This is a genomic window from Acidimicrobiales bacterium (assembly GCA_035546775.1).
In the GTDB taxonomy this organism is placed as follows: domain Bacteria; phylum Actinomycetota; class Acidimicrobiia; order Acidimicrobiales; family JACCXE01; genus JACCXE01.
On sequence record DASZWD010000040.1, the window covers coordinates 31,770 to 46,875 of the forward strand.

Annotated in this window: 13 protein-coding genes; 10 read left to right on the forward strand and 3 right to left on the reverse strand. The window is 68.2% G+C overall.

Going from position 1 to position 15,106, the window contains the following annotated elements; all coding sequences use genetic code 11:
- The first annotated feature begins 64 nt into the window (after positions 1–64).
- Positions 65–967, forward strand: a complete 903-nt coding sequence (locus VHC63_09615) for a hypothetical protein (GenBank protein HVV36846.1) — start codon at positions 65–67, stop codon at positions 965–967.
- Here the strand turns inward: VHC63_09615 and ileS are convergent, their stop codons facing one another.
- The gene (ileS, locus tag VHC63_09620) at positions 968–4,027 is read right to left on the reverse strand and encodes an isoleucine--tRNA ligase (GenBank protein HVV36847.1); all 3,060 of its coding nucleotides are present in this window, start codon (positions 4,025–4,027) and stop codon (positions 968–970) included.
- 38 nt (positions 4,028–4,065) lie between these two features.
- On the opposite strand from ileS, the gene VHC63_09625 reads away from it, so the two are divergent.
- The 5 genes from VHC63_09625 to VHC63_09645 all read left to right on the forward strand — a co-directional run bounded on the left by VHC63_09625 (position 4,066) and on the right by VHC63_09645 (position 8,767).
- Complete coding sequence (locus VHC63_09625; GenBank protein HVV36848.1) at positions 4,066–4,413, forward strand: DUF167 domain-containing protein; 348 nt, start codon at positions 4,066–4,068, stop codon at positions 4,411–4,413.
- Between the two features lie 60 nt (positions 4,414–4,473).
- Positions 4,474–6,633, forward strand: coding sequence for an acyltransferase family protein (locus VHC63_09630; protein ID HVV36849.1), 2,160 nt, complete (start codon positions 4,474–4,476; stop codon positions 6,631–6,633).
- Positions 6,634–6,715: 82 nt separating this feature from the next.
- On the forward strand, positions 6,716–7,357 hold the full coding sequence (locus tag VHC63_09635; GenBank protein ID HVV36850.1) for a TraR/DksA C4-type zinc finger protein: 642 nt from the start codon (positions 6,716–6,718) through the stop codon (positions 7,355–7,357).
- Positions 7,327–7,878: a signal peptidase II gene (gene lspA / locus VHC63_09640; GenBank protein HVV36851.1), complete on the forward strand. Its 552-nt coding sequence runs from the start codon at positions 7,327–7,329 to the stop codon at positions 7,876–7,878. Before VHC63_09635 ends, lspA begins: the two co-directional genes overlap by 31 nt.
- Positions 7,859–8,767 (forward strand): RluA family pseudouridine synthase, encoded by a 909-nt coding sequence (locus VHC63_09645; protein HVV36852.1) that lies wholly within the window; start codon positions 7,859–7,861, stop codon positions 8,765–8,767. The genes lspA and VHC63_09645 overlap by 20 nt, the downstream gene beginning before the upstream one ends.
- Here VHC63_09645 and VHC63_09650 read toward each other — a convergent pair.
- A complete protein-coding gene (locus VHC63_09650) occupies positions 8,760–9,200 on the reverse strand; it encodes an Rrf2 family transcriptional regulator (GenBank protein HVV36853.1) in 441 nt (146 codons plus the stop codon). The genes VHC63_09645 and VHC63_09650 overlap by 8 nt on opposite strands.
- A 45-nt stretch (positions 9,201–9,245) precedes the next feature.
- Here VHC63_09650 and VHC63_09655 point away from each other — a divergent pair, with 45 nt between their 5' ends.
- Both VHC63_09655 and VHC63_09660 read left to right on the forward strand, forming a co-directional pair.
- Positions 9,246–9,722, forward strand: a complete 477-nt coding sequence (locus VHC63_09655) for a proteasome activator (protein HVV36854.1) — start codon at positions 9,246–9,248, stop codon at positions 9,720–9,722.
- A gap of 7 nt (positions 9,723–9,729) precedes the next feature.
- A complete protein-coding gene (locus VHC63_09660; GenBank protein HVV36855.1) occupies positions 9,730–10,155 on the forward strand; it encodes a hypothetical protein in 426 nt (141 codons plus the stop codon).
- 41 nt (positions 10,156–10,196) lie between these two features.
- Here VHC63_09660 and VHC63_09665 read toward each other — a convergent pair whose 3' ends face one another.
- A complete protein-coding gene (locus tag VHC63_09665) occupies positions 10,197–10,739 on the reverse strand; it encodes a class I SAM-dependent methyltransferase (GenBank protein HVV36856.1) in 543 nt (180 codons plus the stop codon).
- 81 nt (positions 10,740–10,820) lie between these two features.
- On the opposite strand from VHC63_09665, the gene dnaE reads away from it, so the two are divergent.
- Positions 10,821–14,333 carry a DNA polymerase III subunit alpha gene (gene dnaE / locus VHC63_09670; protein ID HVV36857.1) on the forward strand — a complete coding sequence of 1,171 codons (3,513 nt, stop codon included), beginning with the start codon at positions 10,821–10,823 and terminating at the stop codon, positions 14,331–14,333.
- Positions 14,334–14,429: 96 nt separating this feature from the next.
- Positions 14,430–15,104, forward strand: coding sequence for a hypothetical protein (locus VHC63_09675; protein HVV36858.1), 675 nt, complete (start codon positions 14,430–14,432; stop codon positions 15,102–15,104).
- Positions 15,105–15,106: the final 2 nt, after the last annotated feature.

A 15,106-nucleotide genomic window follows, 5' to 3' on the forward strand; every position in this document is an offset into this window, starting at 1 on the left:
CTTTCGGTGAGGGACGGCTAGAGTCATCGCCGACCGCGCCTACCCCCCGGAGGATGCTCACGTGGTGCTCTTGGTAACAATCGGACTCGTCATCGTCAGCGCGGTGACACTGCTGCTTGGCTTCGCCAAGGACGCAGTCGGGCTGATCTACGTGTCGATTGGTTGCAGCGTCGCCGCTGCCGTCATCCTGATCATCGCGGGCCGGAGTGCGGGGGCTTCCCGGGTCACCGCGGCGGCGGGTCCGTCGCCGCTCGACGAACCGCTGGCGACGGCCGACGAGGGCTTCCCGATCGCCAACTACGACGAGCTGCTCGTCACCGAAGTCGTCCCGATGCTCGGCGCCCTCTCGGCCACCGAGCTGCGGCAGGTGCGGGCGCGCGAAGAGGCGGGCAAGGCCCGCGCCAGCGTGCTGCGCCGCATCGACAGCGAGATCGCGGCGCGTGAGAACCCGGCGCTCGCCGAGCAGCTTCCGGTCGAGGAGGAGCCGACGATCGCGTCGCCGGTCGTCGAGGAGATCGCCGTCGGTCTTCCGCCCGTCGAAGAGGAGGAGCCGTTCCCGATCGAGGACTACGACGACCTGCGGGCGAACGAGATCCTGCCGTTGCTGCCCCAGCTCTACGCTGACGAACTCGAGCGCGTGCGCGACCACGAGCAGGCCGGCGCCAATCGCGGCGCCATCCTCGACAAGATCAACGAACTGCTGGCGCCCACGCCCGCCCCGGCCGCCGCCAAGACACCGGTCAAGAAGGCTCCGGCTGCGAAGAAGGCCCCGGCGGCCAAGAAGGCCCCGGCGGCCAAGAAGGCCCCCGCCAAGAAGGCGGCGCCGGCCAAGGCGCCGGCGGCCAAGAAGGCCGCTCCGGCGAAGAAGGCGGCGCCCGCCAAGAAGGCCGCCGCGGCCGTCAAGAAGGCTCCGGCCAAGAAGGCTCCGGCCAAAAAGGCCGCGGCCACCAAGAAGGCCGCCGAATAGTTACTCGGTGACCTTGGCGATCGCGAGGTCGCCGCTGCCCACGGATACCGACACGGCCAGGGTCTCGGCCGCGATCCGCTCGGCGTAGTCCAGCAAGTCGGCGTCGCTCGCCGCGAGTTCGAGCGTGATGCGGTCCGTGATCTCGAGCTTGAGCACGTCCTTGCGCTGCACGTTGACGTGGTGCACCAGGTCGTTGACGCGGCCCTCGCGCGCGAGTTGGTCGTCGATCGCGGTGTCGAGGCCGACGGACACGCCTTCGTTCGAGGCGATGACCCAACCCTCGGCCTGCGTCTTCTCCACGAGGACCTCGTCGGCTGACAGGTCGTGGCCGGCGACGCGGAAGGCGCCGTCGTCGAGCGCCTCGAACTCGCCGTTCTGCAACGCGGCACGGATCGCGCCCAGCTGCTTGCCCAGGCGCGGCCCGAGCACCGGCAGGTTCGGACGAACGCGCAACTCGGTCGCTTCGATCGGGCCGAACACCACTTCCTTCACGCGCAGCTCCGCCGCGATCTCCTCGGCGTGGCGCTGTGCGCGCCGCGCACCCTCGACGATCAACCGCGGCAGCGGCTGGCGGTTGCGGATGCCCGATTGCGATCGCGCCACGCGGCCGAGTTCGACCACGGCGCGCATCTCCGCCACCTCGTCGAGCAACTCCTGGTCGGGCACCGCCACCTCGGGCCAGCCGGCCAGGAATACCGAATCAGCGGCGTCAGGCACGGCGCCGGTGACGAGGTTCTGCCACAGATGCTCGGCCAGGAACGGCATGATCGGCGAGATCACGCGCAGGGCGGTGACGAGCGCGAACCACAGCGTCGACAGCGCGGCGTCGTCGCCGTTCCAGAAGCGCTTACGCGACCGGCGCACGTACCAGTTCGACAGGTCCTCGACGAACTCCTCGAAGGCGCGCAGCACGTTGGGCGACAGGTACGTTTCGTAGCCGTCGGTGGCTTCGGCGACGAGCTGCTGCGTGCGGGCGATCAGCCAGTCGTCGAGCGCTTCGAGGTTGGTCGTGGGCGCGTCAAACGATCCGGTGGGCGTGAAGCCGGCGATGTTGGCGTACTGCACGAAGAACGTGACGCTGTTCCACAGCGTCAGCAGCTTGCGCTGGATCTCGTGCGCCGGGCCGAACCCGAACAGCAGGTTCTGGTTCGGTGGCTGCATCGAGAACTGCCACCGCATGACGTCGGCGCCCATGCGTTCGAAGGCGTCGGGCGCTTCGATCATGTTGCCCCACGAGCCGTGCATCTCGCGCCCGGTCTCGTCGAGCATTTTCTCGTAGCCGAGCACCTTGCGGTACGGCGCCTCGCCCGTCAGTACCACCGACATGCACAGCTGGCTGTAGAACCACAGCCGGATCTGCTCGCGCATCTCCGACACCCAGTCGGCCGGGAACCATTCCTGCCAGTACTCGTGGTCCGGCAGGTCGGCGTGCGTGAGTCCGGCGGCGGCTCCCGTGGCGTAACCGCCTTCGATGTACTCGTCGTTCATCCAGCCGAGCGTCGAGAACGGCACGATGCCGGCGTCGAGCCACACGTCGCCGACTTCGGTAATGCGCTGCACTTCCTGGCCGCAGGCCGGGCACGCGATCGGCACGCGGTCGATCCACGGGCGACGGAGTTCTTCGAGCCCGTCGAGGGATGTAGTGGCGAGTTGGGCCAACTCTGCCTTCGAACCGACGACGGTGAGTTCGCCGCAACTGCACGGATAGAACGGCAGCGGCAGCCCGTAGTAGCGCCGCCGCGAGATGTTCCAGTCGGCCATGTTGACGAGCCAGTCGTCCATGCGGCGGCCCATGTAGTCGGGCGTCCACTCGACCTTGGCGTTGGCGTCGCGCAGCGGCTGGCGCAGCTCGTCGAGGGCGATGAACCAGTCGTCGGAGATGCGGAAGATCAGAGGTGTGTGGCAGCGCCAGCACTCGGGGTAACGGTGCTCGATGGTGCCGGCGGCAACGAGGATGTCGCGGGCGCGCAGGTCGGCGATGATGTCCTCGGCGGCGTCGTGCGCCTGCCGACCGGCGAGCCAACCGAACTGCGCATAGAAGCGGCCGGCTTCGTCGACGGGCGTGATCACCGGCAGGTCTTCGTCCTTGGCCAGCTCGAAGTCCTCGCTACCGCAGCCCGGCGCGATGTGCACGATGCCGGTGCCCTCGTCGAGCGCCACTTCGTCCCACGCCACCACGCGGTGCTTGCCCGCCGCGCTGCCCTCCATGTCGTCGAAGGGACCGTGATACGTGAGCCCGACGAGGTTCTCGCCCTTCAACACTTCGACGAACTCGTCGTTGCTGCCCCTGCGGGCCACCGCGATCCAGTCGCCGTTGGGCAGGCGCCCGTAGTCGGCGTTCGGGTTGACCGCCGCGGCCACGTTGGCCGGCAGCGTCCAGGGCGTGGTCGTCCAGATGACGACGGCCTCGCCCGGCCGTTCGATGAGCGGGAAGCGCACGCTCAGCGCCGGGTCGGTGCGGTCGACGTAGCTGCCGGCGAGTTCGTGTGCGCTGATCGACGTGCCGCAGCGCGGGCACCACTCCGTCGCCCGGTGACCGCGGTAGAGCCAGTCGCGCTCGTGCACGATCTTGAGAAAGCGCCAGATGTATTCGATGTTGGTGTCGGAGAACGTGAAGTAGTCGTTGCCCCAGTCCATCCACTGGCCGAGCCGGATCGAGCCCTTGGTCAGCTCGTTACTCGACCACACGACGACGTCGCGGCACTTCCGGGCGAAGTCCTCGAGGCCGTACTCCTCGATTTCACGCTTGGAGTTGAGGCCGAGTTCCTTCTCGACGCCGACCTCGATCCACAGGCCCTGGCAGTCGAAGCCGTTCTGGTATCGCTGGTGAAAACCGCGCAGCGCCTTGTACCTCTGGAACACGTCCTTGAGCGTGCGGCCCCAGGCGGTGTGCACCGCCAGCGTCTTGTTCGCCGTGACGGGACCGTCGATGAACCGGAACTTGGGGCCGTCCTGGTTCTGGCGGCGCAAGCGGTTGAACGTGTCGGCGCGCGCCCACAGCTCGAGCACGTCGAGCTCGAGCCCGTTGTGGTCGGGCACGTTGGGCAGCGGCGAAAACATGAGTTCGTCATGTTATGGGGACCTAGGGTTGCGTCCTTATGTTTCGCGACCTGTTCGACTACACCGCCGGAGAGAACGACGAATCGGGCGTCGCCGTCCTGCGGCTGCACGTGCAGCCGGGCGCCGGACGCACGGCGATCGTGGGCCGCCACGGCGACGCGGTGAAGGTGCGCGTGGCGGCGCCGCCCGAAGGCGGGCGCGCCAACGACGCGGTGGTCGCGCTCATCGCGTCGACCTTCGACGTGAAGCTGGCGCAGGTCACGCTGCTCAGTGGACAGTCCAGCCGGGCCAAGCGGGTGCAGATCGACGGCGTCGCCGAAGCCGACGTCGAGCGGCTGCTCGAACTCGCCATGGAGGACGCCGGGCGCGGCGGAAAACGCCGCTAGGCCGCTACCCTGTCTCCCATCGGGGCAGTGCGGGGTTACGAACGATCTGAGCAGCCGGTTTTGCTGTCGGACGCGCGCGTCCAGCGCTCCGAGCGCGCGCCGCTGCGCGCTGACGTGCAAGGCCTGCGGGCCGTGGCGGTGCTGCTCGTGCTTGGTGCCCACGTGTTCGGCTTTCCGCGCGGCGGCTTCATCGGCGTCGACGTTTTCTTCGTCATTTCCGGTTATCTGATCACCGGGCTGCTGAGTCGAGAACTCGACCGTTCTGGCCGCGTCTCCATCCGGGACTTCTACGCCCGCCGCGCCCGGCGCATCCTGCCGATGGCGGTCTTGGTGCTGGTCGCCACCGTCGTCGGTGCCCACGTCATCTTCACGTCGCTGCGGGCGCACCAGACCACTGTCGACGCTTGGTGGGCATTCGGCTTTCTCGCCAACGTGCACTTCGCGTCGATCGGTACGAACTACTTCGCGGCGCACCGCGCCCAGTCGGCCGTACAGCAGTACTGGTCGCTGGCGGTCGAGGAGCAGTTCTATCTCGTGTGGCCGTGGGTGCTCTTCGTCACCTTCGCCGTCGCCCGACGCGCACGTCTTCGACGTTCGACCGCTGTCATCGCCGGCGTCAGCTTCGTACTCGTCGCGCTGTCGTTCGCCGCCAGCGTGCACCTGACCAAGCTCGACCCCGCCGGCAGCTACTTCTCTGCGTTCACCCGCGCGTGGGAGTTGGGCATCGGTGCGCTTGCGTCGATCATCCAGCCCGCCGCGCTGCGCATTACGCCGCGCGTGCGCGCCGCGGGCGCATGGGTCGGACTCGCCGGCATCGCGATCGCGGCGCTGGCCATCAGCGATGCGACGCCGTTCCCCGGATGGGCCGCCGCCGCGCCGGTCGTCGCCACGGCCGTTGTGCTGCTCGCCGCCGATCCGCGCGGCGGAGTGGGTGAGCGCTTCGCGTTGGGCAGCGCGCCGTCGCTTTACCTCGGCAAGATTTCGTACTCGCTATATCTGTGGCACTGGCCGGCGATCATCTTCGCGACGGCGTACTACCCGCACTCCACGCACAAAGCCGAGTTGATCGCGCTCGTGGGCGCGTTGGCGTTGTCGGCCGCGAGCAACACGCTGCTCGAAGAGCCGATCCGCCACTCGCTGTGGCTGTCGAAGAAGCCGCAGGGATGGGTCCGGCCCCGCCGGCGGGGACTCGGCGAACTCATCGCAGACAACGAGCGGGTCGCGTTGCGCTTCGCCGCAGCTGCCGTCGCGCTCGCAATCTGGTTCGCCTGGGCGCTCGTGAACACCGGTGGGTCCACGAACGTTGCGGCGACGACTCCGGCCGCCGCCGTCGATCCCGCGCTCGACGCGGCCGCGCCGTCGACCACGCTTGCGACCGAGGCCGATCCGTTGCAGGCGTTGATCAAGTCGTCGCTGCTGGCGACGTCGTGGGGGCCGCTGACGCCGTCGCTCGACGCGTTGCCGAAGGCGGGCGCGCCCGAGATGATCCACGACAACTGCCTCAGTACCAACGCGGCGAACGAGGCGCGGTGCTCGTACGGCAGCCCGGCGGCGCCGCACGTCGCAGTGTTGCTCGGCGACAGCATCGCCGCCAGTTACATGCCGGGCATTCGCGGCGCGCTCAAGGAGACCGACTGGCGCATTCAGATGCTGACGTTGAAGTCGTGCGCCATGGTCGACACGCCGATGCAGGTCTCCGACACCCATAAGTGGGAGAACAAGGACTGCACTGCGCACCACGCCTGGGCCCTGCACGAGGTGCAGCGCATCAACCCTGAACTCGTGATCATGGCAAGCAACCACGAAGAGGCGAACCAGATCCTCGGCGCGGGCCCGCAGGGCAGCGCACAGAACTTCAGCCGGTGGCACGACGCGCTGGTGCACACGCTCCAGGAAGTGACCGCTCCCGGTCGTCGCGTCGTGGTGATCGGTGCGCCGCCCCGCTCCGGAAACCTCCAGGAGTGCGTCACGCGGGTGAGCAAACCGCAGGACTGCAACGGTGTGCTGTCCGACGACTGGCTGGCCGTACGGCGCGCCGAGCAAACCGCTGCCGTCGGACCCGGTGTCACATACGTCGACCCTGAGGACTGGTTCTGCTACCACGCGACGTGCCCGGCGGTCATCGGAAGCACACCCGTCTACTGGGACGGCATCCACATCACGGCGGCGTATTCGCGCACGCTTGCCCCCGAACTGGCGAAACCGCTCTTGGGGACGTAGGCGGCCCCGGGGAATAGGACGGCGGGCCGAGTCTGTTATTCTCCGCCGCCCCCTAGGGCAGGGGTTGGGAAGGATTCAGGCAATGGCTGTAGCAAAGAAGGCGGCGGCGAAGGCGCCGGCGAAGTCGGCGGCGGCCAAGAGCACCACCGCCACCAAAAAGGCGCCGGCCAAGGCCACCGCAACCAAGGCGCCGGCGAAGGCGCCGGCCAAGAAGGCCCCGGCGCCCGTCGCCAAGAAGGCTGCGCCCGCGAAGAAGGCCGCGCCGGCAAAGGCGCCCTCTCCGGCGAAAGCGGCCGCTCCGGCGCCGGCCAAGGCGGCCGCTCCGGCGCCCGCCAAGCGGCCCAAGAAGGTCGTGCTCGACAAGTGGCAGGAAAAGCAGAAGGAACTGCTGCTCGCCGAAAAGGCCGAATACCTCGAGCAGGCGCGCCTGCTGCGTGACGAGGCCGACGAGCTGATGCGCGAGGCCGAGCCGGGCGACGTGCAGTTCGACGACGAGTCGGGCGAAGGCGGCACGCTCGCCATCGACCGTGAGCGTGACTTGGCGCTGGCGTCGCAGGCGATCAGCATCACCGAGGAAATCGACGACGCGCTGCGCAAGCTCGAACGGGGCACGTACGGCACGTGCGAGTCGTGCGGCCAGAACATCGTGAAGGCCCGCCTCGAAGCGTTGCCGTACGCGCGCCAGTGCGTTGCGTGCAAGACCGGCGGACTGTCACGTCGCTGACGCCGCCGGCGGATACGTCGTCGGTGCCGCGGGCTGGCGTGCCGCTGCGGCGGCGTGTCTCGGCGGCGATTGTTCTCGGGGTGGCCGTCGGCTCGGTGGTCGTCGATCAGATCACCAAGTCGATCGCCGAGCATTCGCTGGCCGACGGGCCGGTGCGCCTGGTGCTCGGTGCGCGGCTCGTGCTGACGTACAACTCGGGCGCGGCGTTCAGCGTCGGTGCGGGGCGCAGCGTGGTGTTCACCGTGCTGGCGTCGCTCACCATTTCGGTACTGACCGCGTATGCGATCTGGACGCGCCATCGGGTGGCGCAGGCGATCGCGTTCGGGCTCGTTATCGGCGGTGCCGCCGGGAACCTCGTCGACCGGTTGTTCCGCGCCAACGGCGGTCGGGTGATCGACTTCGTCGAGATCGCTCGGTGGTGGCCCGTGTTCAACTGGGCTGACGCGTCGCTGTTCTGCGGCGTGGCGTTGCTGTTGCTGTTGAGCTTCTTCGAGGGCGGCAATGAACGTCACCGTTCCTGACGCCCTCGCCGGCGAGCGCCTCGACCGCATCGTCGCCCTCGAAGCCGACGTCACCCGCACCGTCGCCACCGACATGGTCACGTCGGGCGCTGTGACCCTCAACGGGCGCGTCGTCACCAAAGGCAGCACGCGTGTGGCCGGGGGTGATGTGATCACCGCGGAGGTGGCGGCGCTGGCCGACGTCGGCATCGTTCCCGAACCTGACGTCGCGTTCAGCGTCGTCTACGAAGACGACGACATCGTCGTCATCGACAAGCCGGCGGGCCTCGTCGTGCACCCCGGCGCCGGTCGCGACCGCGGCACGCTGGTGCACGGCCTCGTGGCCCGCTACCCGGAAATCGCGTTGGTGGGCGAGCCTGAGCGGCCCGGCATCGTGCACCGCCTCGACGCCGGCACGTCGGGACTCATGGTCGTGGCCCGCACCGAGCGGGCGCGCCAGGAACTCGTCGAGATGCTCGGGGCGCGCGAGGTGGCGCGGCAGTACTGCGCGTTGGCGTGGGGTGTGATCGAGGGCGACGAGGGCCTGATCGACGCGCCGATCGGCCGCTCCGAACGTGAGCGCACGAAGATGGCGATCGTGGCCGACGGCCGTGAGGCACGCACCCGTTTCTACGTTCGGGCCCGATTCACGTCGCCAGCGCCGGTGACGCTGCTCGAGTGTCATCTCGAGACGGGACGCACGCACCAGATTCGGGTGCACCTCGCCTCGATCAAGCATCCGGTGGTCGGTGACACCCGCTACGGCCGGGCGCGTCCGGCGATCCCGTGTGCGCGACCGTTCCTCCACGCCGAGCGGTTGGCGTTCGCCCATCCGATCACGGGCGAGGAACTCGCCTTCGACTCCGCGCTGCCGGCGGATCTCGCCGCCGTGCTGGCACGGCTCAGCTAGGAGCGGGCGCGACGGCTTTGCCGCGGGCGGCGTCGACCATTTGCTCGAGGGTGTAGCTGTCGAGGTAGGTGCGCATCGTGCGGCCGACGTCGGCCCACACCCCGAGCAGCACGCACTGGCCCTCGTGATCGCAGGCGCCGTTCTGGTGCGGCTCGCCGAAGTCGCCGGCGGTGATCGGCCCGTCGACCGCCGACACGATCTGGCCGAGCGTGATCTCCGCCGCCGGCCGGGCCAACACGTAGCCCCCGCCGACCCCCCGCTTCGAGCGCACGAGTCCGGCGCCCTTGAGCGCGAGGAGGATTTGCTCGAGATAGGGCTGGGGCAAGCCGGTGCGCTCCGCGATGTCGCGCACCGAGGTAGGGCCGGCGTCGTCGTGCAACGCGAGGCTCAACAAAGCTCGGCTGGCGTAGTCGCCCCGCGTCGAAACCTTCACGCACTCATCGTACGGCCCCGGCCCGGGTACTACGTTGGCTTGCCCATGTCGAACCCCGAAGACCCCACTGCGGGCCCACCCCGCCTCGAGGTCGTCGAGCCGCCTTCGGAGGAGGTGGCCGAGACCGAAACGGTCAGCCAACCCGCCAAGCTCATGCGCATCGGCTCGATGCTCAAGCAGCTGCTCGACGAAGCGCGCGCCGCGCCGCTCGACGAGAAGGCGCGCGTCCGGTTGCGCGAGATCTACGAGACCTCCGTACACGAACTGGCTCAGGGCATGTCGTCGGACCTCCAAGGCGAACTGGCCAGCCTGGCGCTGCCCTTCGACAGCGAAGCGCCGTCCGACGCCGAGTTGCGCGTCGCCCAGGCACAGCTCGTCGGCTGGCTCGAGGGCTTGTTCCACGGCATCCAGGCGACGCTGTTCGCCCAGCAGATGGCGGCGCGCAACGAGCTCGAGAACATGCGCCGGCCGCAGCTGGCACGCGGCCCCGACGGCGCCGAGCGCCCCGGCACGTACCTGTAGCCGTCGCATGATCGACGAGCGGGGGCGCCGCCGGGTGATCGCCACCATGACCGCCGCGGTCGTCATCATGGTCGCGTACTGGGCGCTGTGGTTTGGCGCGCGCTCGGTTGTGGCCAGCGACACCACCAAGGCGTACAACGCGTTCGAGAACGCGTTCCCGCTCGCCGACGCGTGGCTCACGGTGGCGTTGCTCGGCGCCATCCGGTCGCTGCAGCGGCGGTCGTCGCGCAGCTTGTTCTGGCTGCTGACCGGTGGCGGCGCCGGCGTGTACTTGTTCTGCATGGACGTGCTCTACGACGTCGAGCACGGCATCTGGTGGAAGAACGGGGGTGGCGCAATCGAGTTCGGCATCAACGTGATCACCCTCGTGTTCTCCGTCGGTTTGTTGCGCTGGGCCTGGTCGAACCGCCGAAGCCTGCTCACCGACGGCTGACTACTTGTAGGCCCACACTTGGGCGCCGCGCTTGGTGATCGTCATCGGCGCCTCGATGCCTTCGGCCGTTGCCGCCCAGTCCGCAACGTTGAACGCGTGCAGGTAGTCGGCGTGCCCCAGTTCGGGTCGATGCCTGCGAGTTCGGCGTCGTTCCAGCGGCTCGGTGACGACGCCACGAACAGCCCGCCGGGCTCGAGGATCCGGTGCGCCTCCTGGATGCCGGCGCCCGGGTCGTCGAGGAAGTAGAAGCAGTTGACCGCGGCGACGCCGTCGACCGAGGTGTCGGCGAGCGGCCGCGCCCGGAGGTCACCGCGGACCGCTGGGGTCGTGCACTCCGTCGTCATCGTCTCGTCCGCGTCCACCACGACGGTGGAGGCGCCGGCCAGCAGCGCCGCGATCGGCCCCCGACCGCCGCCGATCTCCGCGAAGCGTGTCACCCCGTGGGCGGCAAACCGGCGGGCGAGCGAGGGGTAGATGTCCTCCACGACGAGGTAGTGGTCGAAGATCCGCTGCACCGCGGCCATCCGCGCCGCGTCGGGGTGGATGTACTGCTCCGTCGACAGGGACGGCGCGACCGGTCTCATCGGGTCGGGCACGTGCGATACGGTCGCGTAACTACAAGCGCGTAATTTGTCCACAGGCCCCTGTGGACGAGGAGTTGGTTCGTGGGTTCTTCGTTCACCCACCTGCATCTGCACACCGAGTACTCGATGCTCGACGGCGCGGCGCGGGTGGCCGACGTCGTGCGCGCCGCGGTCGCTGACGGCATGCCGGCGATCGGGATGACCGACCACGGCAACATGTACGGCACCATCGACTTCTACGAGACGTGCCGGAAGCACGGCGTCAACCCGATCATCGGGTTCGAGGCGTACATGGCGGGCGAGAGCCGGTTCGAGCGCCCGCCGCGGCGTGGTCGCGTGGACGACACCGGCGGCGACGCCGAGGGCGGCCAGAAGCTCTACTACCACCTGACCCTGCTGGCCGAGAACAACGCGGGCTACGCCAACCTGCTCAAACTCAGCTCCCTCGCGTTCCTCGAGGGCTACTACTACCAACCCCGCCTCGACTGGGAACTGCTCGAGAAGCACCACGACGGCGTGATCGCGACCAGCGGCTGCCTCGGCGGCGTCGTCCTCCAGGCGTTGTTGCAAGGCGACCAGCGCAAGGCCACGAAGCTCGCCGGGCGCCTCCAGGACATCTTCGGCCGCGACAACTTCTTCATCGAGTTGCAGGACCACGGCATGGAGGAGCAGCGCCGTACCAACCCGCTGCTGCTCGAGATCGCCAAGGAGATCCAGGCGCCGCTGCTGGCGACCAACGACAGCCACTACACCGACCACAGCGACGCGGCGGCGCACGACGCCCTGCTGTGCGTGCAGACCAACTCGACCGTCGACGATCCAAGCCGGTTCCGCTTCGGCTCCGACCAGCATTACTTCAAGACGGCGGCCGAGATGCGCTACCTGTTCCGCGAGCTACCCGAGGCGTGCGACAACTCGCTGTGGATCGCCGAGCGCGCCAACGTCACCATCGACTTCGACCGCGCCGAGCTGCCCAAGTTCCCGCTGCCCGATGGCTTCGCCGACGACGCCGAGTACCTGCGCCACGTCGCCTACGAGGGGGCGCGTCAGCGCTACGGCGAGGTGCTGTCGCAAGAAGTGACCGAGCGGCTCGACTACGAGCTGCAGGTCATCGGCAACATGGGGTTCTCGACGTACTTCCTCATCGTCGGCGACCTCATCCGCCACGCCAAGGAACGCCGCATCCGCGTCGGTCCCGGCCGCGGCAGCGCCGCCGGTTGCTGCGTCGCCTACTGCCTCGGGATCACCAACCTCGACCCGATCCGCTTCGACCTGCTGTTCGAGCGCTTCTTGAACCCCGGCCGCAAGCAGATGCCGGACATCGACATGGACTTCGACGAACGGTATCGAGGCGAGATGATCCGCTACGTCGCCGACAAGTACGGCCGTGATCACCTGGCGCAGATCGTGACGTTCTCGACGATCAAAGCGCGCGCCGCGGTGCGCGACGCGGCGCGCGTGCTCGGCTATCCCTACGTGGTCGGCGACAAGATCGCCAAGGCGATGCCGCCGCTCATCATGGGGCGCGACACGCCCCTCGGCGCCTGCCTCGAACTCACCGAAGGCCACGAGGGCGGCTTCCAGATGGCGGGCGACCTGCGCGTCATGTACGAGACCGACCCCGACGCCCGCAAGGTGATCGACGTCGCCAAGGGGCTCGAAGGCCTCCGTCGCCAGTCGGGCATCCACGCGTCGGCGGTCGTGATCTCACGCGAGCCGCTGATGGAGTACTGCCCGGTGCAGCGCAAGCCGGAAGCGGGCGTCGAGCTCGAGGACGCACCCATCGTCACCCAGTTCGAAGGTCCCGCGATCGAGAAGCTCGGTCTGCTGAAGATGGACTTTCTCGGCCTGCGCAACCTCACGGTGATCGAGCAGGCGCTCGACCTCATCGAGGCCAACACCGGAGACCGCCCGGACGTCGACGCCATCCCCCTCGACGATCCCGACACGCTCGCACTCCTGCGCACCGGAGAGACGATCGGCGTGTTCCAGTTGGAAGGCGGGCCGATGCGCTCGCTCGTGCGAGCCTTGGCGCCGACGAGCTTCGACGACGTCTCCGCGTTGCTGGCGTTGTACCGGCCCGGGCCGATGGCGGCCAACATGCACTACGACTACGCCGACCGCAAGAACGGTCGCAAGCCGATCGAACACATCCATCCTGAACTCGAAGAAGTGCTCGGCGACACCTACGGGCTCATGATCTACCAAGAGTCGATGATGCGCGTGGCGCAGCGCTTCGCCGGCTATTCGCTCGCCGAAGCGGACAACCTGCGCAAGGCCGCGGGCAAGAAGGTGCGCTCGATCATGGCGGCCGAGCGCGAGAAGTTCGTCGAAGGGTGCGAGAAGACGGGCTACGGCGCGGCGCTCGGCACGCAGTTGTTCGACATCATCGAGCCCTTCGCCGACTACGCGTTCAACAAGTCGCACACGTACGCGTATGGACTCGTGTCGTGGCAGACGGCGTGGCTCAAGGCGCACCATCCCGTCGAGTACTTCGCCGCGTTGCTGACCAGCGTGCGCGACGACAAGGACGCCACCGCCAAGTACCTCTCGGAGTGCCGCAACCTCGGCATCGAAGTGCTGGTGCCCGACGTCAACCAGTCGGTCGCCGGCTTCGGGGCCAAAGGTCGCACGATCCCGTTCGGTCTCGCGGCGATCCGCAACGTCGGTACCAACCTGGTGTCGATGATCGTGGCCGAGCGCGAGGCCAACGGACCGTTCCTCGACTTTTACGACTTCTGCCAGCGCGTCGACCCGATCGTGTTGAACAAGCGGTCGGTCGACTCGCTCATCAAGGCCGGGGCGTTCGACTCGCTGGGCTACCCGCGCCAGGGGCTGTGCCTGGCGGCAGAGTCGATCGTCGACCTCGTGCTGTCACGCCGACGCGAGCGCGACGTGGGCGTGATGAGCCTGTTCGATCAGCTCGACGACACCGGCGAGCCGTCGTGGGACGACACGCGCGTGCCGATCCCCGAGGTCGAGTTCGACAAGATGACGCGGCTGGGCTTCGAGAAGGAAATGCTCGGCCTCTACGTTTCGGACCATCCGCTCAAGGGTGCCGAGGCGGCGCTGCGGCGCCTCACGGACGCGTCGGTGTCCGAAGCGCGCGAGCTCGACGACGGGGCGGTGCGCGTTGTGGGCGGCGTCGTCACCACGCTGGCCCGCAAGTGGACCAAGAAGGGGGACCTGATGGCCACCTTCGTCCTCGAAGACCTCGACGGCGCCATGGAGGTGATGGTCTTCCCCAAGGTGATGCAGGAGTGGGGGAGCCTGCTCACCGACGACGCCATCGTGTGCGTGAAGGCCCGCGTCGACAAGCGGGAAGACGAGCCGAAACTCACCTGCCTCGAGATCCGCCGGCCCGAGATCGTCTTCGATGCCGCGTCCCGCCTCGAACTGCGCGTATCGGAGGGCGTGAGCGACACCACCCTGGCCGAGTTGAAGCGCATCCTGCTCGAGTATCCGGGCGACGCCGACGTCTACCTGCACTTTGGGACCAAAAAGCTGCGCCTGCCGTCGGAATTCCGGTGCGATCCGAGCACCCGACTGGTGGCGGAACTGCGCGTTTTGCTCGGATCGAACGCAGTTATCTGACCGTTGCGTGTGAACCTTCGGTCTCCCAGCATCTAAACTGACCGGGCGGTCAAGTACGGGCCGCCGGAAACTGCCGCCGAGGAGAGATCGAGGTCCATGGCGATCGATGTCGTAACCAAGGACTGCACCGCCCTGAGCGATGCGGAGTTGGCCGAACTGGCCGATATGTGCGCTGGGGGGCCTGCGGGATACGAGATTGGCGTCCTTTCCAAGTACCGGGAGGACTGGGTCCTGGTGTCACAGGCCCGTGAGAACGGCAAGCTGCACGGCTTCGCCTTCTGCACGCTCGAGCGCATCGGCGGCACGCCGTGCCTGCTGATCGGCCTCGGGTCGGTCAAGCGCACCTCGAAGCGTGAATCGGTGCTCAAGGCGCTGATGGCCAACATGTACCAGCGCGCCGTCATGGCCTTCCCCGACGAAGACGTCGTGGTCGGCACCAAGATGATCGACGCCGGCGCCTTCAACGCCTTCAAGGGTCTGGCCGACGTGTGCCCGCAGCCCGAGCACCGCACCACCGGTGAGGAGCGGGCGTGGAGCCGCCGTCTGGCCAAGCGCTTCGGCGCCGAGGGCCGGATCGACGACCGCTCGTTCATCGTCACCGGCGACGGCGACACACCGGGCGTGCTCGATCACGAGTCGCTCAAGCCCGAGGCGATCAAGGCGGACGTGGCGGCGTACTTCACGCCGCTCAAGCGTGACAACGGCGATTACCTGATCGCCTTCGGCTGGGCGATGGCAGAAGACCTCGCCGGCGCCAAGCTGCCCAAGTAAGC

Coding starts and splice junctions, on each gene's coding strand:
- VHC63_09665 (HVV36856.1), bottom strand. CDS start 10,739: ATGAGACCGGTCGCGCCGTCCCTGTCGACGGAGCAGTACATCCACCCC.
- VHC63_09655 (HVV36854.1), top strand. CDS start 9,246: ATGTCGAACCCCGAAGACCCCACTGCGGGCCCACCCCGCCTCGAGGTC.
- ileS (HVV36847.1), bottom strand. CDS start 4,027: ATGTTTTCGCCGCTGCCCAACGTGCCCGACCACAACGGGCTCGAGCTC.
- VHC63_09635 (HVV36850.1), top strand. CDS start 6,716: ATGGCTGTAGCAAAGAAGGCGGCGGCGAAGGCGCCGGCGAAGTCGGCG.
- VHC63_09660 (HVV36855.1), top strand. CDS start 9,730: ATGATCGACGAGCGGGGGCGCCGCCGGGTGATCGCCACCATGACCGCC.
- VHC63_09625 (HVV36848.1), top strand. CDS start 4,066: ATGTTTCGCGACCTGTTCGACTACACCGCCGGAGAGAACGACGAATCG.
- VHC63_09645 (HVV36852.1), top strand. CDS start 7,859: ATGAACGTCACCGTTCCTGACGCCCTCGCCGGCGAGCGCCTCGACCGC.
- VHC63_09675 (HVV36858.1), top strand. CDS start 14,430: ATGGCGATCGATGTCGTAACCAAGGACTGCACCGCCCTGAGCGATGCG.